The sequence below is a fragment of the Paenibacillus amylolyticus genome (assembly GCF_050990605.1).
Lineage (GTDB): Bacteria > Bacillota > Bacilli > Paenibacillales > Paenibacillaceae > Paenibacillus > Paenibacillus amylolyticus_H.
In genome coordinates this window covers 3583308-3606503 of sequence record NZ_CP158832.1, presented here as the reverse complement: position 1 = coordinate 3606503, position 23196 = coordinate 3583308, and the positions used below count along the sequence as shown (strand labels likewise).

At 46.0% G+C, this 23196-nt stretch carries 20 protein-coding genes; 16 read left to right on the top strand and 4 right to left on the bottom strand.

Annotated features, from left to right (window positions below; genetic code table 11):
- Positions 1 to 29 precede the first annotated feature (29 nt).
- From ABTV53_RS16035 to ABTV53_RS15985, 11 genes are all read left to right on the top strand, one after another.
- Positions 30 to 623 carry a C39 family peptidase gene (locus tag ABTV53_RS16035; protein WP_433744092.1) on the top strand — a complete coding sequence of 198 codons (594 nt, stop codon included), beginning with the start codon at positions 30 to 32 and terminating at the stop codon, positions 621 to 623.
- A 318-nt stretch (positions 624 to 941) separates the two neighbouring features.
- Positions 942 to 2027, top strand: coding sequence for a collagen-like protein (locus tag ABTV53_RS16030; protein ID WP_433744090.1), 1086 nt, complete (start codon positions 942 to 944; stop codon positions 2025 to 2027).
- A 226-nt stretch (positions 2028 to 2253) separates the two neighbouring features.
- Entirely contained in the window at positions 2254 to 2727 is a 474-nt protein-coding gene (locus ABTV53_RS16025; protein ID WP_433744087.1) for a hypothetical protein, read from the top strand.
- Between the two features lie 306 nt (positions 2728 to 3033).
- The gene (locus ABTV53_RS16020) at positions 3034 to 3426 is read left to right on the top strand and encodes a DUF2500 domain-containing protein (protein ID WP_017688132.1); all 393 of its coding nucleotides are present in this window, start codon (positions 3034 to 3036) and stop codon (positions 3424 to 3426) included.
- Between the two features lie 147 nt (positions 3427 to 3573).
- A complete protein-coding gene (locus tag ABTV53_RS16015; protein WP_076250310.1) occupies positions 3574 to 4323 on the top strand; it encodes a glucose 1-dehydrogenase in 750 nt (249 codons plus the stop codon).
- Between the two features lie 204 nt (positions 4324 to 4527).
- Positions 4528 to 6213 (top strand): hypothetical protein, encoded by a 1686-nt coding sequence (locus ABTV53_RS16010; RefSeq protein ID WP_433744083.1) that lies wholly within the window; start codon positions 4528 to 4530, stop codon positions 6211 to 6213.
- 160 nt (positions 6214 to 6373) lie between these two features.
- Positions 6374 to 6796, top strand: a complete 423-nt coding sequence (locus ABTV53_RS16005; RefSeq protein WP_433744080.1) for a cell wall hydrolase — start codon at positions 6374 to 6376, stop codon at positions 6794 to 6796.
- A 75-nt stretch (positions 6797 to 6871) separates the two neighbouring features.
- Positions 6872 to 7330 (top strand): spore coat protein GerQ, encoded by a 459-nt coding sequence (gene gerQ / locus ABTV53_RS16000; protein WP_433754235.1) that lies wholly within the window; start codon positions 6872 to 6874, stop codon positions 7328 to 7330.
- A 224-nt stretch (positions 7331 to 7554) separates the two neighbouring features.
- A complete protein-coding gene (locus ABTV53_RS15995; RefSeq protein WP_433744077.1) occupies positions 7555 to 9138 on the top strand; it encodes a sigma-70 family RNA polymerase sigma factor in 1584 nt (527 codons plus the stop codon).
- 371 nt (positions 9139 to 9509) lie between these two features.
- The gene (locus tag ABTV53_RS15990) at positions 9510 to 10826 is read left to right on the top strand and encodes a hemolysin family protein (protein ID WP_421890347.1); all 1317 of its coding nucleotides are present in this window, start codon (positions 9510 to 9512) and stop codon (positions 10824 to 10826) included.
- A 286-nt stretch (positions 10827 to 11112) separates the two neighbouring features.
- Positions 11113 to 11625 carry a hypothetical protein gene (locus ABTV53_RS15985; RefSeq protein ID WP_433744073.1) on the top strand — a complete coding sequence of 171 codons (513 nt, stop codon included), beginning with the start codon at positions 11113 to 11115 and terminating at the stop codon, positions 11623 to 11625.
- A gap of 2 nt (positions 11626 to 11627) precedes the next feature.
- Here the strand turns inward: ABTV53_RS15985 and ABTV53_RS15980 are convergent, their stop codons facing one another.
- The 4 genes from ABTV53_RS15980 to ABTV53_RS15965 form a co-directional block, all read right to left on the bottom strand.
- Positions 11628 to 12581, bottom strand: a complete 954-nt coding sequence (locus ABTV53_RS15980) for a hypothetical protein (protein ID WP_433744070.1) — start codon at positions 12579 to 12581, stop codon at positions 11628 to 11630.
- Complete coding sequence (locus ABTV53_RS15975; protein ID WP_338587152.1) at positions 12559 to 13149, bottom strand: RNA polymerase sigma factor; 591 nt, start codon at positions 13147 to 13149, stop codon at positions 12559 to 12561. The genes ABTV53_RS15980 and ABTV53_RS15975 overlap by 23 nt, the downstream gene beginning before the upstream one ends.
- A gap of 246 nt (positions 13150 to 13395) precedes the next feature.
- Positions 13396 to 14628, bottom strand: a complete 1233-nt coding sequence (locus ABTV53_RS15970; RefSeq protein WP_433744067.1) for an aminopeptidase — start codon at positions 14626 to 14628, stop codon at positions 13396 to 13398.
- A gap of 92 nt (positions 14629 to 14720) precedes the next feature.
- Positions 14721 to 15953 carry an aminopeptidase gene (locus ABTV53_RS15965; protein ID WP_433744064.1) on the bottom strand — a complete coding sequence of 411 codons (1233 nt, stop codon included), beginning with the start codon at positions 15951 to 15953 and terminating at the stop codon, positions 14721 to 14723.
- Between the two features lie 210 nt (positions 15954 to 16163).
- Here ABTV53_RS15965 and ABTV53_RS15960 point away from each other — a divergent pair, with 210 nt between their 5' ends.
- The 5 genes from ABTV53_RS15960 (at position 16164) to ABTV53_RS15940 (ending at position 23049) form a co-directional block, all read left to right on the top strand.
- Positions 16164 to 16436 (top strand): hypothetical protein, encoded by a 273-nt coding sequence (locus ABTV53_RS15960; RefSeq protein WP_047843332.1) that lies wholly within the window; start codon positions 16164 to 16166, stop codon positions 16434 to 16436.
- Between the two features lie 180 nt (positions 16437 to 16616).
- Positions 16617 to 17426, top strand: coding sequence for an MBL fold metallo-hydrolase (locus tag ABTV53_RS15955; protein ID WP_433744061.1), 810 nt, complete (start codon positions 16617 to 16619; stop codon positions 17424 to 17426).
- Positions 17427 to 17594: 168 nt separating this feature from the next.
- Positions 17595 to 18605 carry an aldose 1-epimerase gene (locus ABTV53_RS15950; protein WP_433744058.1) on the top strand — a complete coding sequence of 337 codons (1011 nt, stop codon included), beginning with the start codon at positions 17595 to 17597 and terminating at the stop codon, positions 18603 to 18605.
- Positions 18606 to 18737: 132 nt separating this feature from the next.
- On the top strand, positions 18738 to 20126 hold the full coding sequence (gene fumC / locus ABTV53_RS15945; protein WP_433744056.1) for a class II fumarate hydratase: 1389 nt from the start codon (positions 18738 to 18740) through the stop codon (positions 20124 to 20126).
- A gap of 178 nt (positions 20127 to 20304) precedes the next feature.
- Positions 20305 to 23049, top strand: a complete 2745-nt coding sequence (locus tag ABTV53_RS15940; RefSeq protein WP_433744053.1) for a CHASE3 domain-containing protein — start codon at positions 20305 to 20307, stop codon at positions 23047 to 23049.
- Positions 23050 to 23196: the final 147 nt, after the last annotated feature.

Here is a 23196-nt window from a genome sequence, read left to right as displayed (position 1 = left end):
CATCATGATGAGACGAAGGAGGTCACGTATTGTTTCTCAATGTATTACTTTGGTTGATTATTCTCTGGGTGATCTCCCTTTATTTCAGTTTTCCTAAGAAAGATCGCATGTACACAGTCAATGTGCCACGTACCTATTTCATTCAATCTTCAAATCGGTTGGATATTCAGAAGAACTACGAATGCGCTGCATTTTCCAGTGCGTTTGTCTTGAGACATTTCGGTTTGGAGTCCAACGGGACAAAGCTATATGAAACCTATCCTCGCAAATTACTGGATGGCACAGTATATCCCAAAGCGGTCGTTGTTTTTTTCAGAAAACTAGGATATCAGGCAATGTACTTACGAGGAAATGTGAATACGTTGAAAAAACAGATCAGCCAGGGTGTGCCTGTTATTTTATTTATTAGAGTACATCCCAAACAACGTTATTTGCATTTTGTTCCCGTCGTTGGCTATGATGAAACACATTTTTACTTGGCAGAATCGTTAGACCACAAGATTAATTGTGATGAAGAATATTACAATCGAAAAATCAGCATAAGTGAACTCAACATGTTATGGAGGTCATGGTTACCTTTTTCTCAAAATTCCTATATCGTCGTCCATCCGATACAGATTTAAGACGGCCCTCTTTCAAGGGACAAAATATATATGCTTTGAACGAACTAATTGGTTTTATCCGGAACGTCTGCGTGGTTAAATCCTGAAACTCATGCCCAAATGGCATGAGTTTTTTTGTGAACAAGTCTCCTCATGTAAATCAACTTGCTTGAATCGATGATTATGAACAAAATAGATCAAACGTATAGGCAGTTGCTACTGATTTTATTGTTTTACCTGATAATTAGCGGAGTTTTTTAGTTAAAATGGTTGTTCGTCCACGCATCTTTTCATCTACATACGTACGTTAAACCATGTCTATAGGGAGGTGTCCACACTGTGAGTTATTCAGAAGTGAAGAAACGTATGAAGAGAAAAAAGGCAACATTCCATCCGTGTAAAGTTAAAAGAAAAGAACGCCGATTGAAAGTGGTCAAAAAGTTCGTTCAAGTAAAATGTCCGCCTCCAGAAGTGAATATATCTACCCCTACTGTTGTTGGACCAACAGGACCCCAAGGTATACAAGGCGTACAAGGTATTCCAGGTAGACAAGGGGTTGAAGGGCCACCTGGAGCTCAAGGACCAGCGGGGGGGCCACCTGGACCACAAGGACCTCAGGGACAGCCTGGTCCTGCTGGAGCGGTAGGCTCTCAAGGTCCGGTCGGACCTGCTGGACCTATGGGAGCACAGGGCATTCCGGGAGAAGCAGGGGCTGTAGGGCCACAAGGTCCGCAGGGTAATCCCGGACCTGCCGGGGCAATTGGGCCTCAAGGTTTTCCTGGAGCTGTTGGGCCGACGGGTGCGACAGGAGCGGTAGGCCCGGCAGGCCCGGCCGGTGCAGCAGGAGCGGTAGGACCCGCTGGAGCAGTAGGCCCGGCAGGCCCAGCCGGTGCAACAGGAGCGGCAGGTACTGCTGGAGCAGTAGGCCCGACAGGTGCGACAGGAGTAGCGGGTCCTGCTGGAGCCACGGGAGCTACAGGTGCAACAGGAGCAGCCGGAAGCGTACTGGGATTCGCTGACTTTTTCGCACTGATGCCACCTGATAATGCAGCAACGGTTGCTCCCGGTACAGATGTAAGCTTTCCTCAGGATGGGCCAACAAGTGGAACAACTATCGCTCGCACGGGGCCTAGTTCATTCAATCTGGCAGCGATTGGTACGTATCAGATTTTGTTCCAAGTGAGCATCGATGAAGCGGGTCAATTAATCTTAACCCTCAATGGGGCAGATCTGGCTCCCACAGTAGTTGGGCGAGCAACGGGAACGTCTCAGATTGTTGGTATGGCTTTGGTGCAGACAACCGTAATTAATTCTATTCTGACCGTACGGAACCCGGCTGGTAATGCTACTGCATTAACAATTACGCCACTTGCAGGCGGAACTAGACCTGTATCGGCACACCTTGTGATTACACAATTAGCATGAGTCCGTTAACAGCCTAAGCTAGTTGTTCTTTGCTTTATTAAATATGCATCCACAATGGTAACATGGATTTGCTTGAACTGAGATAACAGTCTTTCCTTGAAGCTGTTATCTCAGTTGGAGCGGATAATGGTACAGGAGTAACTACATATCGTATACCCTTTTTGTTTTGTGAGGAATGGTGAAACCGTCACTACTAATTATTTTTTCAGTAGTTAATATGTGAGACATGAAGAATGGACACTGGAGAAAAATTACATGGGTTGTTGCGGCATTATTATTAATCATGGTCACGGCTTGCAGCAATAGCAAATTCAATCCAAACGAATTTTCAGAACAGGATCTGGCTGTGACGAAGACCGACAGTGAGGATAAGATTACGTATGGAATGAGTCAGGAAGAGGTGGAGAAAATCCTCGGTGAGGGAACATCAACCGGTGTGGGTCAATCCTATCAATACAATAACGGGATCACGATTGGCTATAGGGATGCCAAAGTCGTTAGTATCATCTTGAATAAGGACTCGAAAGGGTACTATAAGACGGCTCGCGGGGCAGAGGCGAGGATGACACATCAAGAGATTCTCGATCTGTATGGCAAGGAATATGTTTTAGTCGAATCTGAACGTAATATCGATTATGCCTATCATATTCAGAAGGAAACATTCCTGGATGAGAAGTCACTGCAAGCGGCAAAAAGATGATCTGGCTATCTATCGTGCATCGTTCATGCTGACAAAAGATGGACAGGTTAATCAGGTTATATTGTCGGATCAACGATTTGCAACAACCTTTAAGTAAAACATGGCTGCCAGGCAGCAGGGTATTAGATAATGAAATAGTACTTATTTTTCCTATAAAGCAACCCTTCGGTATTCTGCCGGAGGGTTTTCCCCTTCACACCGTTCGATTTCAATCCGGATAACAAGTTCCTTGTTTACGTGCATATACATTACAGGAGACGGGTCAAGACTCCGGCTGTCCTAAGTTGTATGAACGGAGGGAGAGACATGGGTATTGAATCATCCTGGATGTTTGATTTGTTTGGAACCGTCTTTCCGGTTGTATTTGTTCTGATTATAGGTATAGTCCTTCTGTCGATGGGAAAAGAGGTATGGAGGTGGGGACGCAACAACTCGGAGCCGCTGTTGACCGTGCCTTCACGAATCACCAGCAGACGGATGAAGATGAGTCAGTCGCAATCTGAACCAGGCAGTACAGCACGAACATTATATTACGTCACCTTTGAAGTAGAAAGTGGAGATCGGCTTGAATTCAAAGTCAATGGTGAAGAGTATGGTTTGTGCGCTGAGGGGGATGAAGGACGGCTCTCGTTCAAAGGAACGCGTTATGTAGGCTTCGAGCGATATAATCGCGTATATTCCGAACGCCTACGTGGTTAAACCGAGCAGCTTGCGCCAGGATGGCGTGAGCTTTTTTTGATTATTTACTGGACAAGCGTTTCTTAATGGCACTGACGTGTATTTATATAAGAAGAGGCATAATGAGATTATGATCGAAGGATCATTACGATAGAGGAGGCAATGAATATGTCATTTACAGATCAGGTCGTTGTTGTAACCGGTGCCGCTCAGGGAATAGGACGAAGTGTGGCTGAGGCTTATGCAGTCGCTGGAGCCAAAGTTGTACTTGCTGACCATAAGGAAGCAGAGGGGGCGGCAGCCGCAGCTTCCATTCGTAATGAAGGCGGAGAAGCCATCTTTGTCCAATGTGATGTTCGGAGCGAGCAGGATATTACGAATCTTTTTCGTACAACCGTGGAGGAATTCAAACAAATTGATGTTTTGGTGAATAATGCAGGACTCGCCAAGTGGAAGTCACCCTATGAGCTGACACTGGAAGAATGGGACGATGTACTCAATACCAATGTGAGGAGTTGCTTTTTGGCGAGTCGGGAAGCAGCCAAACATATGAAAAGCAATGAACATGGGGGTGCCATTATCAACATGGCTTCTACACGTGCACTGATGTCTGAGCCGGATACCGAAGCTTATGCCGCATCCAAAGGAGCGATTGTAGCTCTGACACATGCGCTGGCGGTCTCACTGGGCAAAGACCAAATTCGGGTCAATTGTATCAGTCCGGGATGGATTGAGACAGGAGACGTGGAGAAATTGAAAAAGGAGGATCATGAACAGCATCCATCCGGCCGTGTGGGTGTTCCTTCGGATATCTCCCGTGCTTGTTTATATTTATCTGATCCAAGCAATACCTTTGTCACAGGGACCAACCTTGTTATTGATGGAGGTATGACCCGAAAAATGATATATGAGGACTAGAACCGGGATCGAACCGGACTAGCCCCACGCTGGCACAACTTAAGAGTAATAAGCCCAAGTTAAGCACTTGGGCTTATTTGTTTTTAATAACTCGGTTGCTATAATAAATGTGATTTTACAACAGTAGAGGAATGGAGGGAGTATATGTTCGGGAAACAATCCCGGAAGGTATTTTGGCTGTTACTGCTGATCGGAGGGATGATAATGATAGGGAATGAGTCACCTGCTGAAGCTGACGGCGCAGATATACGGGCTGCCTGGGTATGGCAGGCACAGTCTGTTAGCAACGGAGATGAGCTGTTGGCCAATGCAGCTAAACATAAGATAAACAGACTGTACGTGAATGTAGACATGAAGCTGCCCAAGGAGATATACCAGACGTTTATAGCCAAAGCCAGTGGTGCGGGTATTGCGGTTGAAGCGCTGGGAGGCGACTCATCCTGGGCAATCCGTGGCCGTGAAGGTCCCATGCTCAGATTAGCCTCGTGGGTAAGTGATTACAATCAATCTGCTGAGCCAAACGAGCAGTTTGATGCCATACATCTGGATATCAAGCCCTATGTGTTACCAGCCTGGAAAGAAGATGCCAAGCCATTGGTACAATCCTGGGTAGCCAATATGAATCTGTTATTTGAGCAAGTGAGACAGGATGGCGCAATTGCCGTGAATATGGATCTGCCATTTTGGCTGGATTCGTACACCGTTACAGGGAATAGAGTTTCTGAGGATGCAGATAACGAACCATTGTCACGTTGGATCATTGAACAAGTGGATCATGTTACTTTACTGGCTTACCGTGATAACGCGCAAGGGAACAATGGAATCATCCGTCTAATTGAACAGGAAATGAACTGGGCCGATGCCAGCCATGTGAGCGTCACGGTTGGGTTGAACACCAAACCCATGCCCGGGGAGGAATTTACGACTTTTGCCGGTAAAGGTGCAGCGCAGCTGGAAAGTGTTATAGAAGAAGTTGCCGCTGCATTCAGCGGACATACTTCTTACGCTGGTTCTGCTGTACATGACATCGTGTACTGGGGACAATTGGAGCCGTCAGAACTGCCCTCACCGGAGATTCCAGCCAAACAGCCCGAGATTCGCGGGACGTATATCTGGGAGGCCTCTCAGGTGACGAATGACGGGGGAGAGCACATACTAGAGTTTGCGAGAGCGCAAAATATTAACTGGTTGTATGTTCGGTTAGATCTGGATCAACCCTATTCCAGTTACCGCAGTTTTGTGAAACGGGCAAAAGCGCAGGGCATTGAGATTCATGCGATGGGTGGACACCCGATTTGGGGCAAAAAGGAGAATCGTCCACGCATTAAGCGCTTGATTGATTATGTGAAAAACTACAATGCTGAATCCGAGCCGGATGAACGATTTGAAGGCATCCATCTGGATATTGAACCTTACACATTGCCGGAGTGGGAGAATAGTCGGGATACCCTGTTGACCGAATGGGCTGCCAACATTACATTTTTCCAGGAGGAAACGAAGAAGGACAGTGATCTCGAAACAAGTGCAGACCTTGCTGTATGGCTGGATAGCTTCGCATTGCCAGGCAAAGATATCTCTGTGACGGAGTTCATGATTGATACACTTGATCATGTGTCACTGATGGCTTTCCGTAACAGTGCAGAAGGTTCCAATGGGATCGCTGCTGTTGTGAGTCAGGAGATGGAGATTGCAGATCGTCTGGGCAAAAGGTTGATGATTTCGGTCGAAATGAAACAGAACTATGAAGGTCCTCATATTTCTTTTTATGAGAAAGGGGCAGCGGAGATGGAACTTCAGCTTGCCAAGCTTCCGGATCTGTTGGCCGAACATCAGGCTTACCAAGGCAACATTGTTCATGCCTACGATTATTGGATTGAAGCCAAGCCTTAAACAGGCGAGTATTATAAGAAACGAATTGCTTTGGGACTTCACCTTGGGTGAGGTTCCGGGCTTTTTTTTATGGAAAAAAGATGGAATCGTGTCACCGAATGGGCTCCTGCACAATACGATGTACGGTGATGAACAGCTGAAACAAGGGAGGAAACAGACTATGGCTGTTATTAAAGCCAACTCAGAGGACGTCAAGCTGCTGGCTAGGCTCATGAGGGCAGAGGCTGAAGGTGACGGCGAACAGGGTATGTTGCTTGTGGGCAATGTAAGTGTGAACCGGGTGCTGGTGGATTGTCTGGATTTTAAGGATATTCGCGATATCAATCGTATGGTATTCCAGAATCCAGGAGGCTACGAGTCAACACAGAAGGGTTACTTTTATCAAAGGGCAAGACAGTCCGAGATTCGTCTCGCACAACGGGTGATCAATGGAGAACGTTTCTGGCCTGCCAGCAATTCATTGTGGTTCTTCCGACCTGTGGGCGAGTGTCCGGCAACGTGGTATGACCAGCAAAATACAGGGCGATTCAAAGCACATTGTTTCTTCAGTCCGACAGGCGACGATTGTCCAGAAGTATATTAAATTTTGGGAGGAATCACCATGATTAATCAGCCTTATCAACCAATGACTCAAACACTGGGTCAGCAAGCAAATACCATGTTGGGTCAACAAGCCAATTCTCAGGTTCAAGGCACGTCTTACAAAATCGGTAACGGAATGCCTGCCATGTCACCAACGCCAGGCATGGTATCACCAAGCTCCACAAGTGTACCCCCACTCGTACCCAGTGGAAGCCCAATGACACCAACGGGTGCAGTGATTACAACAACGGCTCCACAGTTTGAGCAGTCATACATTGAGAATATTTTACGTCTGAACCTTGGTAAATTTGGTACGTTCTACATGACATACGAAGGCAACAAAGAATGGAACGCTCGTATATTCCAAGGTATCATTGAAGCAGCCGGCCGTGACCATATTATCATCAGTGACCCAAAGACAGGAAGACGGATCATGCTGTTGATGGTCAACTTCGACTATGCTACATTTGATGAGCCGTTGTTGTATCAATATCCAGGAGTGGTAGGCAATTTCCCGCAAGCTCCAAGCAGATAATTGTTGGACCTCATCATTTTGATTGAAACTGACATGTCTAACACATACTGATTTACCTCGCTGTCCTGAATGTGGAGGTAATCCGCAGACAGGACAGCTTTTTACATAAACATATATACGAAGGTTACTCTAGGTTTAGAGTCATACGTAACCTTTTGGCGATAACATGGCACTTATACATGAATAGAACAAGCAGCAAGTTTATATGAAGGGAGTCCATAGCATTGAATTCATGGATTGAAGGAGCGATGAAGGGCGAACCCGAAGCTTACGCACAACTGATGTCTCAATATCGCGGGATGGCACTTGCTGTTGCCTACAATCGTTTGGGAGACACATTTTGGGCTGAAGATGTCGTACAGGAGGCATTTACTGAGGCTTTTGGCAATCTGTCCAAGCTGGAGGACTCGGAGGCTTTTCCGGGGTGGTTCAAGGTGATCGTGGAGAGACAGTGTTATCGCTGGTTACGACGCAAGCAGCATACCATGATTCCGGTTCAGGAGTTAGAACATGTTTTTCCTGAAGAGGATCAGGCGCATAATCCGGAAAAACAAGCGGTGCAAAACGAAATGCATCGTACGCTGCGTGAATCTATTGCAATACTGCCATCATCGATGCGGATCGTTGTTGAACTGTTTTATTTGGAAGGATACTCGCTCAAGGAAATATCAGATTTCCTCGGGGTCAAGGTACCAGCATTAAAGAAAAGACTGTTCGATGCCCGATCCAAACTTAAGCGCTCTATACCAGTAAGGGATCTGGTTTCTGTGTTCAGTGACTTGTATGAAGGGGGAAAAGGATTGTTACACATTATGAATGGGGATCACGCTGCCAATCGTTTAAAAGAGAGTGGAATCGAGGGAGATGTCCTCGTATGGAGAGAGTTGTACACGTTCGGACCGGTAGTCCAAGATATGGAAAATGCGAAGGAGCGGAAAAATCGGGCATCCGTATTAGAACTTCAGTTGGGCATTCCACAAACGGAATACTTGCAGATTGAGGAGCTTGAACGCAAGTTGCATTCGTTTCAACAATACAAGGAAATGGTCCTATGGTTCGAATACGATCTCTACGATCAGACGATGTTATCGTATCTGTTACATTATTTCAGAGGACAAGCGCTCCCGAATACGAAACTGAATCTGCTCTGTATTGACTCGTATCCAGAGATTGAGCACTTTAGAGGACTGGGACAGCTTACCTCCACACAGATTGAACGTCTGTCCGGCAGTTGGCATGTGATTGAGAAAAACGAGTTACAAGCCGGTGCACAGTTCTGGGAAGCCTATACGTCGACTGATTTCCAGCATCATCTGGATTATTTGCAGGCAGACACTTCTGCGCTACCCTTTGCGAAAGCTGCCTTTAAGGCACATTTGTCTCGTTTGCCATCTGTATCGAACGGTCTGGGGCTCATTGAGCAGACGACACTGGAGACCGTTAGAGCAGGTATGGAGCGTCCGTATCCATTATTTCGCGAGGTAGGGGACAAGCTGCATATTCTCGGAATGGGTGATCTTGAATACTGGGCACATCTGAGGCGGATGACAGAAGGACCTCATGCTCTGCTTCAGATGACTGGTGCAACAACTTTCCCTAATTTCATGCAGCAAGATGAAACATTCCGTGACGGAGTCCTGTCGCTAACGGAACTTGGAATTCAGGTGTTGAATGGAGAAGTCGATTGGGCACTGCTGAAGCAGGATGAATTCTGGATCGGTGGATTGCATAACGCAAGCGGGAAACAAGCCAAATGGCGTTGGAATCCCACTTCTGGGACCGTAGTGGAGATTGAGTCGACACCGTAATTAGCGGATAGATTCTGAAAAAATAACACATTGCAAAAAGAGAGTATCCAGCCATGCGAAAGCATCAGCGAGGATACTCTCTTTGGTTTGGATAGTCCATTGTTTGTGAAATGTTAAAAAAACAGCGTAATCGAGACTTTTGTTAAAGAAAAAAGGCGTTTGTGCCATTTCGTTGTCATAGGACACGGATTGACTGTGTAGTGTAGAATTATATAATAAAAGAAGCATATCTTTTTTATTCGACAGAACAAGGTGGAGGTGGAAGCATTGGGAAGTTGAAATTGCATATGAGCGGCAGAATGGCTAATATCCTACATTTTCGAAGGAGGTGGACCTATTTGCCGAAGAATGACGGCGAATAGGATGAAAATTTGAGTGACCCCTTACCGAGTATTTTAAATTTAGTATTAATCGGTTTACTTGTATTAATGAATGGTTTCTTTGTGTCGGCGGAATTCGCGATGGTGAAAGTTCGTGGAAGTCGGATTGAGGCTTTGGTGGAAACAGGCAACAAAAATGCAATATACGCTTCCAATATCATACGCAATATGGATGCATATCTGTCAGCTTGCCAATTAGGAATAACGCTGGCTTCACTGGGACTTGGATGGTTGGGTGAACCCGCAATTGCACATTTGTTAGAGCCCCTGTTTACCACATTTGGACTGGGACCCGTCTATGTTCATGGTATCTCGATTGCCATAGCATTTGTAATTATTACGATCCTGCACATTGTACTGGGTGAACTTGCGCCCAAGACGATGGCGATTCGAAAGTCTGAAACGATCACGCTGTGGTCTGCAGCCTTACTAACGTTCTTCTACAAGGTAATGTATCCATTCATATGGGCACTGAACGGTATGGCTAATGGCTTGTTGAGACTGTTCCGAATGGCACCCGCTTCAGAGATGGACGATGCGCATAGTGAAGATGAATTACGTATTCTCATGAAAGAAAGCAATAAGAGCGGTTTAATTGATAACACTGAATTAGCACTTGTTGATAATATATTTGATTTTACGGATACAACCGCCCGTGAAATTATGATTCCGCGGACGGAAATGATCTGTCTGAATGCCAATCAGTCCATGCTGGAGAATCTGGAGATTGCCAGTGAGAGTATGCGAACAAGGTATCCGGTATATAACGGAGACAAGGATCATATTATCGGCTTTATTCACATTAAGGATCTGATGCGATCCCAACTTACGGATACCATCTCCGTGATCCGGCCTATCCTGGCTGTGCCCGATACCACCCTGATCAGTGATCTGCTCAAGCGAATGCAGCGCAGCAAGACACAGATAGCGATCCTGATTGATGAATACGGGGGGACTTCCGGGCTTGTCACACTTGAAGATATCATGGAAGAGATCGTAGGTGAGATTCAGGATGAATTCGACCAGGAACGTCCTGCCATTGAGCAAGTGGATGAGATGGAATACTCCATTGATGGATTGATGCTGATTGAAGAAGTCAGTGAACGATTCGGACTGGAGATGGACCGTGCCGATTACGATACCATCGGGGGCTGGTTATACTCCAGAGTAGACGCCATTCCACCTGAGGTCGGTCAATCGGTTGAATATGGTGGTTATGTATTTGTCATTCAAGAGACAGAGCATAAGCGGATTTCCCGAGTAAATGTGATTAAGCTGGAACTGTTGGTTGAAGAGGAAGGCGCGTAGCCAGATCGAAATTGTAACCAATGAAGCTGTATGGTGACGTAATGGTCATCGTACAGCTTTTTTGCATGCTCATGATTTTGTAGGTGGGTGCATGACCATCTCGGCATTATCCAATACATACGGGATGGAATCATTTAGGTTTCACAATGTTAGGAATGTATATAAAAGACAAAAGACGCTTCCGACAGCATCATCGGAGCGTCTGAAATTTTTTTGAAACCTGTCACCCGATCCGTCCGTTTATACCCTTACACAAAATCAAGTATGAAGCGGAGGATGGAATAATATGCGGAAAACGAAAACGAAAAGTGCAGCATCTAAACTAAAAATAACCCTTGTTGTCTTGTTAATGGTGCCAACGCTCTTGGCTATACCTACGTCCGAACCAGCCGTTGCAAGCCCGATGATCAACGTGTCCTCTGGTGCCCTTACAGCTCCGCCACCGCCAGAACCATTCATTCATTCGCTTGTTAACACTCAAGAACTTGGACATATCTATCAAGCGGTCGGTGCAGTCATTCCTGGGGGTGGACTATCGGCTATCGTCAATACCAAAACCATGACATATACAGCAATGAAGACACTTTCCGTAGATTATCGACTTGAGCGCTGGACAGGAACAGCATGGGTAACTTTCAAAGCCAGTTCCAACAATGAAACGAATACAAACTTACTCAATGCCTCATCGGATTGGACCGTTATGCCAGGATACTATTATCGCGTTACCAGTATCCATACAGCATATGATGGGAGTACCACGGAAACAAGCAAACATGTCTCTGGCACCGTATTATTCTGATCTTATCGACGGGTACTGCCGGGAAACTTCTGCTCTTGAAAATCGTTGGCAATCGCAGTCATTTCTTCTTCCGAAAGGGTGCCAAACAGACTCATATTGTTGGAACCCATCATCCACTGAAAGGAGTTATAGGGTGGGCCGATATACATCAGTGCTTCTGTGCCGTCAGCCAGCTTTACGGTGCTCATATCACGAAGCATGGCCCCTTCAATTTTCTCCCCAGGCATGACATAGACATAATCAAACTGGATAATCTCATCCTCTATGCTCTTGCCTTCACTGGTATATTGAACTCTCATTTGGGTGGACTCATAATAATCGTCTGGATTCACAGGGTTTTCGGTATCGAGTACGAGTTCAAATTTGACCTTGTTGAATCGCTCGGGAATGGCATTGGATAACAGAAAGTCACCCATGAACCCTTCGCGTGCAATCTCTTCCGTAACAAGTACTGGACGAAACTGATGGCTCGATAACTCATACGAAGGTGTATTAAGAGCTTCTTCTTCTTGTGCTTTAAGAATGTCGTCTAAGCTGGTTTCCGGTGGTGGAGGCGTTTTGGCTGTTGACGGATCAGCCCCCAGATGGGTCGTGCGATCCTCGATGATAATGGATTTCATGCCATTGCCCCAATCCTTGATGGATTGCACAAATGGGGATACCGCTTGCGTACCGGATGGCAGGCTGAAAATAACGGCCCCGATGGTCACGGATGCAGCGACTACGACAGACAGCCGTAAAGTACGTATTCTTTTTTTACGTAAACCGATTCTGTTAATTTCCCGTTGTACCTTCTGCCAGGATTGCTGCATGGATTCGGTATGGGAGGCGGAAGGGGCAGAGACGGCCTGATGGAAAGCCTCATCAAAAGCCAGATCAAACGCAGCGTCGAAATATTCATCTTCCAGCTCTGAATTGAATGGCTCCACATGTTTATCGGACTTGCCTTTGCTCAATGCTTCCACCCCATTCCTTATGTAATTTCTTCTTGATACTGCCGCGGGCTCTGAACAAACGTTGCTTCACAATGTCTTCGGAGGTATCCAGCAGTTCGGCCATCTCTCGGTAGGAGAGACCTTTTTTCCACCGTAACTCCACCAGTACACGATATTCCGGTTTGAGCTGTCTGAGATAATATTCAATAGACTCTTCCATCATCTGCGTTTCTACCATGCTTTCCACGGAAGCAGCTGTCTGATTCATCGTCTCCATATCTATAAAAACACTATCCGTATCCACTTGGTTACGGTTATTTTTATTTTTTCTCAGATAATTAATAGCTGTATTCCGCGTGACGACCTTGAGCCAAGCTTTCAGTTTGACCTCGTCTTCGAAAATGGGTTTATTTTTAATGATTTTGATAAAAGCTTCCTGAATAATATCTTCTGCTGCAGCACGCTCCTTGATGATATAAACGATAAGACCATGTACCATATTATAATATTCATAATACACTTCTTCCTGAAGTGCAGAGCCTAAATTATGGAAATCTGAGGCTAGTAATAACTGGAGCCGATTGGCCATTATGTTCTCCTTTCTGGTGAACAATCCACAAACATTGGTATCATTACATTTTACAACATAATATGGAAACGATACAATGGGAGGTTGGTCCGGGAAAAACCAGATGAGGGAAGAGTGAATAGCATACGCGAAAGTTTGCTGAAAATTAATAAAAAGGCTTTCTTGCAACCATGAACACATGGTTGCAAGAAAGCCTTGATGACTGTTCCGTGATAATACTTACGGGGAAGACTCAACCGTTATCCGTTAGAATGCCCAGTCTCCCTTAAGGAAGATGGCTTCACGTTCTCCGTTTGCCGTAATACCGTAGATATCCGTCTCGGGAGAGCCCATCATGAAGTCCACATGGGTGATGCTGGTGTTCATGCCACGGGCTGCAAGTTCTTCAGGAGACATCGTTTTGCCACCTTCGATATTAAATGCATAGGAACTGCCAATCGCAAGATGGCACGACGCATTCTCATCATACAATGTAGTGTAATACAGGATACCACTCTCGGAGATCGGTGAATGGAAGGGAACTAAAGCGATTTCGCCGAGGTAATGCGACCCTTCATCCATGGAAATGAGTCTTTCCAGCGTATCCTGACCTTCTTCAGCATGAAAATCAATGATCCGTCCGTTCTCGAATGTGAGTGAAAAACGATCAATGATACTGCCGCCATAACTGAGTGGTTTGGTGCTGGACACCTTGCCATTAACGCCATGCTTGGCTGGAGCGGTGAAAACTTCTTCAGTTGGGATATTGGCTACAAAAGGGATACCTTGCTCATTTACGCTACCCGCCTGCGCCCAGATATGTCCTTCTGGAAGCTCGACTGTAAGATCCGTCCCCGGGGAGAGGAAATGTAATGCTTGATACTTTTTGTTATTCAATGCAACAGCCTTGGTCTCCAGTCGTTCAATATGCTGTTCCCAGGCTGCTACAGGGTCCTCCAGATCGGCTCTCACCGCAGCAAAAATGGCTTCCCACAGCTGGTTAACCTGCTCCGTTGCCGGGAGATCCGGGAATACTTTGGCTGCCCAATCGGGGGAAGGACAAGCCACACCCGTCCAGCTCATTTTATCCGCCTGTTGATACTGACGGTACTTGGCCATCGCCTGACCCAATGTACGCTGATGAGTCGAGATCCGCTCAGGGTCAATACCTTTCATCAGGTCAGGGCTGGATGACAATACGGTCAGGAAGGCTGCATTATTGGCTGCCAGTTCTTCAAGCTCCGCTGCATGCCATTTCGGCGGCTCTTGAAAGGAGTCCTCAGGGGCCATCTCAAACCGCAAGCGATTAACGGTTTCATCTCCGTATTTTACAATAACCTGCTTGGCACCAGCCTCGTATCCTTTGCGCACCAGCAAGCGCACAAATTCAGCGGTATCAATCATCGCACTAATGACAAACACTTGTCCTGGCTGCACGTTAGCACCTACTCTTACAGCAAGTTCAGCGTAACGATCCAGTTTTTGTTCAAAACTTAACATATGCGTTCCCTCCTCCAGTTGTTGAATTTTTGACCTGTTGACGCAGGAAAAGAGAGGAGTAATCTCCTCTCTCCTAATCACATCAAACGGAATTAAAATGCCCAGTTTCCTTGCAGGAAGATCGGCTCTTCCGTGCCTTCGGAGGTTACACCGTGGATGTTCATTTCTCCAGATCCAATCATGAAATCTACATGAGTGAGACTGGAGTTCATACCGCGTTCAATCAACTCTTCTTTGGACATCGTTTTACCACCTTCCAGACAGAAGGCATAGGCATTACCAATTGCCAAATGGTTGGAGGCATTTTCATCAAACAACGTATTGTAGAACAAAATATTTGTATCCGAAATCGGTGACTGATGTGGAACAAGAGCTACTTCACCCAGATAGTGTGCACCTTCATCCATTTCGATCAGGTTTTTGAGAGCGTCCAGTCCTTGCTCAGCGGTATAATCTACAATTCGACCGTTCTCAAATGTCAGGGAGAATCCGTCAATCAGGTTGCCGCCGTAGCTCAGTGGTTTCGTGCTGCGAACTGTGCCGTTAACACCCGTTTTCAGCGGAGCCGTGAATACTTCTTCGGTAGGCATATTGGCAATAAAGACATGTCCTTGCTCATTCACACTTCCACCGGATACCCAGATATGACCTTCTGGAAGTTCAATGGTCAAGTCTGTGCCTGGAGCTGTATAGTGAAGCTTCTTGTATTTTTTGTTGTTCAGCAGGTCAGCGCGGGAATCCAGGTTTTGCAAATGGGTTTTCCATTCGGCAACAGCATCCTGTTCACCGATCCGTACGGTTTTGAAAATAACATCCCACAAGCGGTCCACTTGCTGTGCTTCCGGCAGGTCCGGGAATACTTTAGCTGCCCATTCCGGAGAAGGAACGGCTACAATAGACCAGCTGAATTTGTCAGCCATCTGATACGAACGATATTTTTCGAGCGCTTTACCGCGCACTTTTTGACTAGTAATAATGCGTTCCTGCGCTACACCGTTCAGCAGATCCGGATTTTCAGCGATGACGTGCAGTACAGCTGCTCCTTCTTCAACGAGTTCAGTCATTTCAGCTGCAAACCATTTCGGTTCAATGGAGAAGGCTTCATCAGGTGCAAGATCGTAATGAAGACGTGTAACGGTTTCATCGCTCCAGTTTACTTTGACCAATTTGGCGCCTTTACTGTAAGCTGCTTTGACGATCAGTCGTACAAAATGGGCTGCAGAGATTGGCGCATTAACCACAAGTGTCTGTCCGGGGTGGATATTAACACCGACTTGTACAGCCAGTTCAGCATATTGCTGCAGATTCGTCTCAAAAGTATTCATGCTATTTTTTCCTCCAATGTGATAATAATATCGTAGCTTGTTGGCTATTATAGTCCTCATTACAACTATGTAAGGACTCAGAATGGTTCCTTCATTGAATAAGGTATACGTTGCTACGTTATATATTGTACAATTAACCAATAATAATTACCAAACTAGGTTTACCAGAAATGTTGGAGACCGCCTGTAGATGAAAGATTAAAGGAGAGAATGATTGTGAATATTGAAATTATAAGTGCTGAAATGCGCCGTGAAGGTGAAAAAGGATACGTAGGAAATACCGTTTACCGCACAGAAGGCGAGAAGTCAGTTTATGAGATTACCTTCATGAGCAAAAACGGAAAAGATTGGGATTATAGCTTGCATTTCACGGAGCAATCCGGTGATGAAGAAGAGTTACTGCGTATGGACGAGCTGCTTGAGAATGATGACGATCTGTACAATCAATTGCTCGATGCTGCTTTGGAGGCATTTCCGGCTTAACTGGCCGAGATGTTCTTGTTCTATTGTGTTGTGTCGATGACTATACTAGACGGTGTATGCCCGAAACAGGGTGTATACCGTCTATTTTATATAAAATGTTGAATAGATGATCCAGAAAAGGGAAGTCTACGAGATGAATGGAACCAGAGAGACAATCCGCCTAATGGGAGGTAACCGTGAATGACATCTGACAATCTGATTACAGAAGGGTTGACGGGACTTGAAGAAGTCGCGCCCGATATTCTCAGTCTACGTACACTATTTGTTAATGTCGTGTTCATCGGAGAGCCAGGAAGCAGGAACTGGGTCCTCGTGGACACCGGAATGGCGAGGTTCACAGATCATATTGTTCAGGTTGCATCAGAACGATTTCAAGGTCCGCCGTCTGCGATCATTTTGACACATGGTCACTTCGACCATGTAGGAACCGTTATTGAGCTGGAACAATTCTGGGGTGTGCCCGTGTATGCTCATCCGCTTGAAATCCCGTATTTAACGGGATTGAAAGATTACCCGCCAGCGGACCCTTCTGTAGGTGGAGGTTTAATGTCCAGGTTGTCATTCGCCTATCCTAATGAGGCAATCAATCTGGATGATCGGATATTCAGTTTACCCAAAGATCATTCCGTTCCAGGTCTATCCGGATGGGAGTGGGTGCACACGCCAGGTCATACTCCGGGACATGTGTCGCTGTTTCGAGAAGCAGACCGTTTGTTAATTGCGGGAGACGCGATCATCACAGTGAAGCAGGAGTCGCTGTGGAGTGTGTTGCTTCAGGACAAACAGTTGCATGGCCCGCCTTCCTATTTCACAACCGATTGGCAGGCTGCTCATCAATCTGTCCAGCATATAAGGCATCTGGAGCCGAAACTTGCGATTACCGGGCATGGGCATGCCTTGAGCGGAGATATGCTGAGTGAATCCTTGAAGCGGCTTGATCTGGACTTTGAAGAGAGCACTGTGCCGGATCACGGCAAATATGTGGATTGATTGAACCATCATATGAAAGGCAGCAGAGACAGCCGTAGCGGATTGCAGCTGTCTTTTTTGTCTTTCTAACATGAATTTGTTCTCTATCATAGATTGGTATTTTGTGCCCGGGCATGATATAGTCGAGCCGTATAATATAACCTTAGTATGCAGGAGGTACATATAACGATGACACAGCAAAATGCAGCATTTGAAGAACAATTTGGAGGGATTCCGGCCATCTGGCTTCGTTTTAATCAGTTTGAAGCGGCAGTTATTCCAAGCGTGGGTGCCAACCTCGTTGCTTTCCGTGATACAGAAAAGGGTTTCCGTTATTTGAGAGAGCCGAATCAGGATCAGATGGATGAGTTTATGGCTGCACCTGCAGTCTATGGAATTCCGATTCTTTCTCCACCGAACCGTTATGAGGATGGACGTTTCCCCTGGAATGGTAAAGTCTATCAGTTACCTGTGAACGAACCAGCTACAGGTAACCATTTGCATGGTTTTTTGCATGATGCCGAGTGGAAGGTCGAGGGATACGGTTCTGATCAGCTGGAGAGCTATGTGTTGCTTAGCCAGGACGTGAAAGAAGGACATGCATTCCATCAGTACCTGCCGTTTACGTTCACGGTGACGCTTCGTTACTCTTTGAGTAGCCAAGGGCTTCAGCAACAATTGATGGTTCGTAATAACGGGCAAGAATACATGCCTAATCTGTTTGCGTTCCACACGGCAATTGCTGTACCTTTTGCACCGGACAGTCAGGCCTCGGATTACACGGCCAAAGTTACGATTGGAGAACGACGTGAATTGAATGAGCGTTCGCTGCCAACAGGACAATTTCAACCGCTTACACCTGAGGAAGAACAACTGAAGAAAGACGGGGTTAGTCCGTTCTTTGCTGCCATGGATAATCATTACACTGCGGAACCGCAGAATGGACGTAACTATATGGAACTTACGGACCACCGTACTGGAGACAAACTGGTATATGATGTGGGTACATCGTACAAGCACTGGATGATCTGGAACAATAACATGGGTGGCGAATTCTTCTGTCCTGAACCACAGATGAACCTGGTTAATGCTCCTAATGTTGAAGGCATCCCGGCAGAAGAAATCGGATTAGTCGGTCTGGAACCAGGTGAACTATTCGAACAGAGCAGCCGGTTGTATCCAATCACGTCACAAAAATAATTCACGCTCGTTTTGCGCTGCGCTTACAATTTTGTCGAAAAGGTGAAAACCTGCTCGTAAATCATGTATAATATGACGAGATACACAAGCTTTGTAGAGACCCAAACCATCTTTTTGGAGGAGGACAAGCAAGTGGAATACCGCATTGAGAGAGATACGTTAGGCGAAATGAAAGTACCAGCCGACAGGCTGTGGGGAGCTCAGACGCAGCGCAGCAAGGAGAATTTCCCGATTGGCAGTGAACATATGCCGATGGAAGTTATCCGTGCCCTAGCCATTTTGAAAAAAAGTGCTGCGGCCAGTAACCATAAATTAGGTAAATTATCTGCGACTAAGTCCGATGCTATTGCTTATGCAGCAGACGAGATTATTGCAGGCCGAATTGATGACCATTTCCCACTGGTCGTGTGGCAGACTGGTAGCGGAACGCAATCCAATATGAACGTGAACGAAGTGATTGCCAATCTGGGGAACCAACTGCTGGAGCAAAAGGGAAAAGAAGAGCGTCTGCATCCAAATGATGACGTGAATATGTCCCAGAGCTCCAACGATACATTCCCAACGGCGCTGCATGTCGCAGGTGTTCTGGCTGTTGAGGATCAACTCTTGCCGGCCATTGCGGTATTAAAAGCGACTTTTGCAGACAAGTCGGAGGCATTCAAAGATATTATCAAGATTGGACGTACCCACCTCCAGGATGCAACACCAATTACGCTTGGCCAGGAGATCAGTGGTTGGGAAGCCATGCTGGGCAAGAGTGAGCGTATGATCCGTGAAAGTGTACAGTACCTGAAGGAGCTTGCGATCGGCGGTACAGCTGTCGGAACGGGCATCAATGCGCATCCGGACTTTGGGGACTTCACTGCCAAGGAGATTGGTAAACATACGGGAAAAGATTTTGTATCTGCACCAAACAAATTCCACGCCCTTACAAGTCATGATGAAGTTGTATATGCTCACGGTGCCGTTAAAGCGCTTGCAGCTGATTTGATGAAAATTGCCAATGATGTCCGCTGGTTGGCCAGTGGTCCTCGTAGTGGATTGGGCGAGATCCGTATTCCGGAGAATGAGCCAGGCAGCTCCATTATGCCGGGTAAAGTCAACCCAACTCAGAGCGAGGCCATTACCATGGTGGTTACACAGGTCATGGGTAACGATGCAGCGATTGGTTTCGCGGCAAGTCAGGGTAATTTTGAACTGAATGTATTCAAACCGGTTATCATTTATAACTTCTTGCAATCCGTGCAACTCCTGGCAGACTCGATTATTGCCTTTAATGACAAGTGTGCCGTAGGCATTGAGCCTAATCTGGATCAGATTGAACATAATCTGAACAACTCGCTTATGCTGGTTACAGCGCTTAATCCGCATATTGGTTATGAGAATGCAGCCAAAATCGCGAAGCTTGCACATAAAGAAGGCTTGTCTTTGAAACAGGCGACGTTACAGACGGGTCTGCTTACCGAAGAGCAGTTTGATCAATATGTCGATCCAGCCAAAATGATCGCACCAAAGGCCTAAAATCAGCCAAAATGAGGAATATAGATCAATGAAGAGGACGACCTGCATAAGCAGGTCGTTTTTCTTATGGATTCCGATGAACTTAAAGCTTGTCAGACTATACGTATGCATATAAACTACATATGCACCAGTTTTCATTTAATAGAATGGGGTTCGTATATATTTGGAGGTTTCCGCGTTGTCAAAAACGAGAAGATTTACGATACGCTCCAAAATTTTATTGGGCTATCTTGTGGTTGTGCTTTTGTTTGGAGCTGTTCTGCTAGTGCTTACGGCCCAAATTAATGTACTACAGAAGGAAAATGATTTTATCTCTCATCATGATCTGGAAGTACATAATCTGACCAACGCGATTGAAAAAAATGTCTTGAACATGGAGACAGGACAGCGTGGATTCATGATTACAGGCAATGAGAGTTACTTGGAACCTTATTCTCAAGGTCTATCCCAGTGGAGTTCCAACTATGATCAGTTGAATGCTCTCATTAGTGACAATCCTTCGCAGCAGCAGAGTCTGCAAAGCATCAAAACTCATATTACGCGCTGGATTGAGATTGCTGGAGAGCCTTTGGTAAAGTTGAAAAAGCAAGAGGATCAAGCCAAAGTTGTTGCATTCTTTCAAACTGATCCGGGTAAAACTGAAATGGATCTACTACGCTCCCAACTTACTACCTTCCGTAACACAGAGATCGCATTGACTGAGGCAAGGGTAACCGATCTAGCCACACGGAGCTCCACATTGTTGACCATTATGTATACGCTGTGGGGGATTATTGCAGCATTATCGATTGCAGCGGCTCTTGTGATATCCGGAAATATCGTCAAAACGTTGCGAGATGTTATGCAGACCATCAGTGATATCTCCAAAGGTGGGAACCTGAAGCAGCGAATTCAGGTGCGGACACATGATGAAGTGGGGGATCTGGGCCACGAAACCAACAAATTACTGGATGAAGTACAGGAACAGAATCGGGTCAAGGACCAGATTACAGGCATTGCGACACTCTTGCAGAACCCGACCAATCTGGAGGGATTGTCCCGCTTGTTCCTGAGCGAGCTTGCCATGTTGTTTGAAGTTCCCTACAGCGTCTTGTATTACTGGAAAGACAATCGACTGCTGCGTGTGGCTGCATATGCTGCGGATGGAGAGAAAGAACGTTCGCTCGGTAAAGTGTCGCTTGCCCCCGGTGAGGGGCTGGTGGGTCAAAGTGCCGTGGAGAAGAGAGTCTTGCGCATGAATGATCTGCCCCAGAACTATATTCGAATCTCTTCGGGTCTCGGATATACATCTGCCACCTCTCTTACCGTAGTACCGGTCCTCTTCGAAGGCAGAACGATTGCGGTCATCGAGCTTGCTTCAATGAAGCCATTGCAAGAGAATAATATGAAGCTGATGCAAGAACTGACGGACATTTTTGGTGTTTCTTTACACTCGACCGTCACACGCATGGAATTACAGCAATTATATGATGAGTCACAAGTTCTGAATGAAGAGTTACAGGCACAATCGGAGAAACTTCAGTCTCAGACCGAAGAAATGCTGTCTCAGACAGAGGAACTGCAAATGCAGACCGAAGAGCTTCATATGCTTAATGAACGTCTGGAAATACAGAAGAGCGCTGCTGAGACATCAGCCAATGAACTTGCAGTTGTGGCAGATCAGTTACGAACAAGCTCGGGGTACAAATCCGAATTCCTGGCGAACATGTCCCATGAATTACGGACACCGCTTAACAGCATGTTGATCCTGTCCGAAATATTGTCTGAGAATAAAAACCAACACTTGAATAGTGAAGAGCAGAACTATGCTTCGGTCATTCACAAGTCAGGCAAGGACCTGCTAAATCTGATCAATGATATTCTTGATCTATCCAAGGTAGAGGCCGGACAGATGGAAGTGGATTTTGATGATGTCTATCTGAGCAGCCTGCCTGAAGTCATGAATCAGTATTTCCTGAAGACAGCGGAGCAGAAAAAAATAGATTTCCGAATTCAGCTCCAAAGTCCTTTGCCAGAAACCATTGTGACCGATGAGATGAGATTGCACCAGATTCTCCGAAATCTGCTCTCGAACGCATTCAAGTTCACCAGTGAGGGTGAAGTTGCCTTGACGATCTCCAGAATGAGGCTGGCGAACCCTGAAGCGAAAGGGCAAGAGACCGACGTGATTGCTTTCTCCGTCAGTGATACAGGAATCGGCATTGCAGATAACAAACTTCTGCAGATCTTTGATGCCTTCAAACAGGCGGATGGAGCTACGGCACGAAAATATGGCGGGACAGGGCTGGGATTGTCCATCTCTCAATCGCTTGCGACATTGCTGGGAGGCTCAATCTCGGCAACAAGTCGTGAAGGCCATGGCAGTGTATTCACGCTCTTCCTGCCACTGCGAAGAGATGAACCTGAGACTATGAATACATCGCGGTTGTTCCTGAATGAGGTGGCTAGCACAATACCTGAGGTCAATAAGCTTCCTTCAATAACGTCTGAACAATCTGATGTTTTATTGACACCTCTGGAAGAAGCTTTGCTCAGTGGTCGTCAAGTGCTTGTCGTAGATGATGATATACGTAATGTGTATGCGCTAGCTAACGCTCTTGAGCAATATGGCATGAATGTCATTTCAGCGCAGGACGGCTACGAATGTCTGGAATTGTTGGAGCGTGGAGGAGTCAAGCCTGATATCATTATGATGGATATTATGATGCCAGAACTGGATGGTTATGAGACGACTCGCCAGATCCGTGAACGACTTGGCATGACCCAGCTTCCGATTATTGCACTGACAGCCAAGGCCATGAAAGAGGATCGGGAGAAATGTATCGCAGCAGGCGCTTCCGACTATCTCAGCAAACCGCTGAATATCAAAGATGTATTATCTCGTATGAAATTATGGATGAATCACGAGGCCATGGAAATCTGATCTAAAAACCTATGCCGATTACAGGAAAGTGCGCTGTAATTAGGTCATAGGTTTTATTTTTTTGCCGTGTAAGCTTTATTTAGAAAATTGATGTTATAATACTTAACAACAAATAAAAGTTAAACGACTGAATATGGATTTAATTCG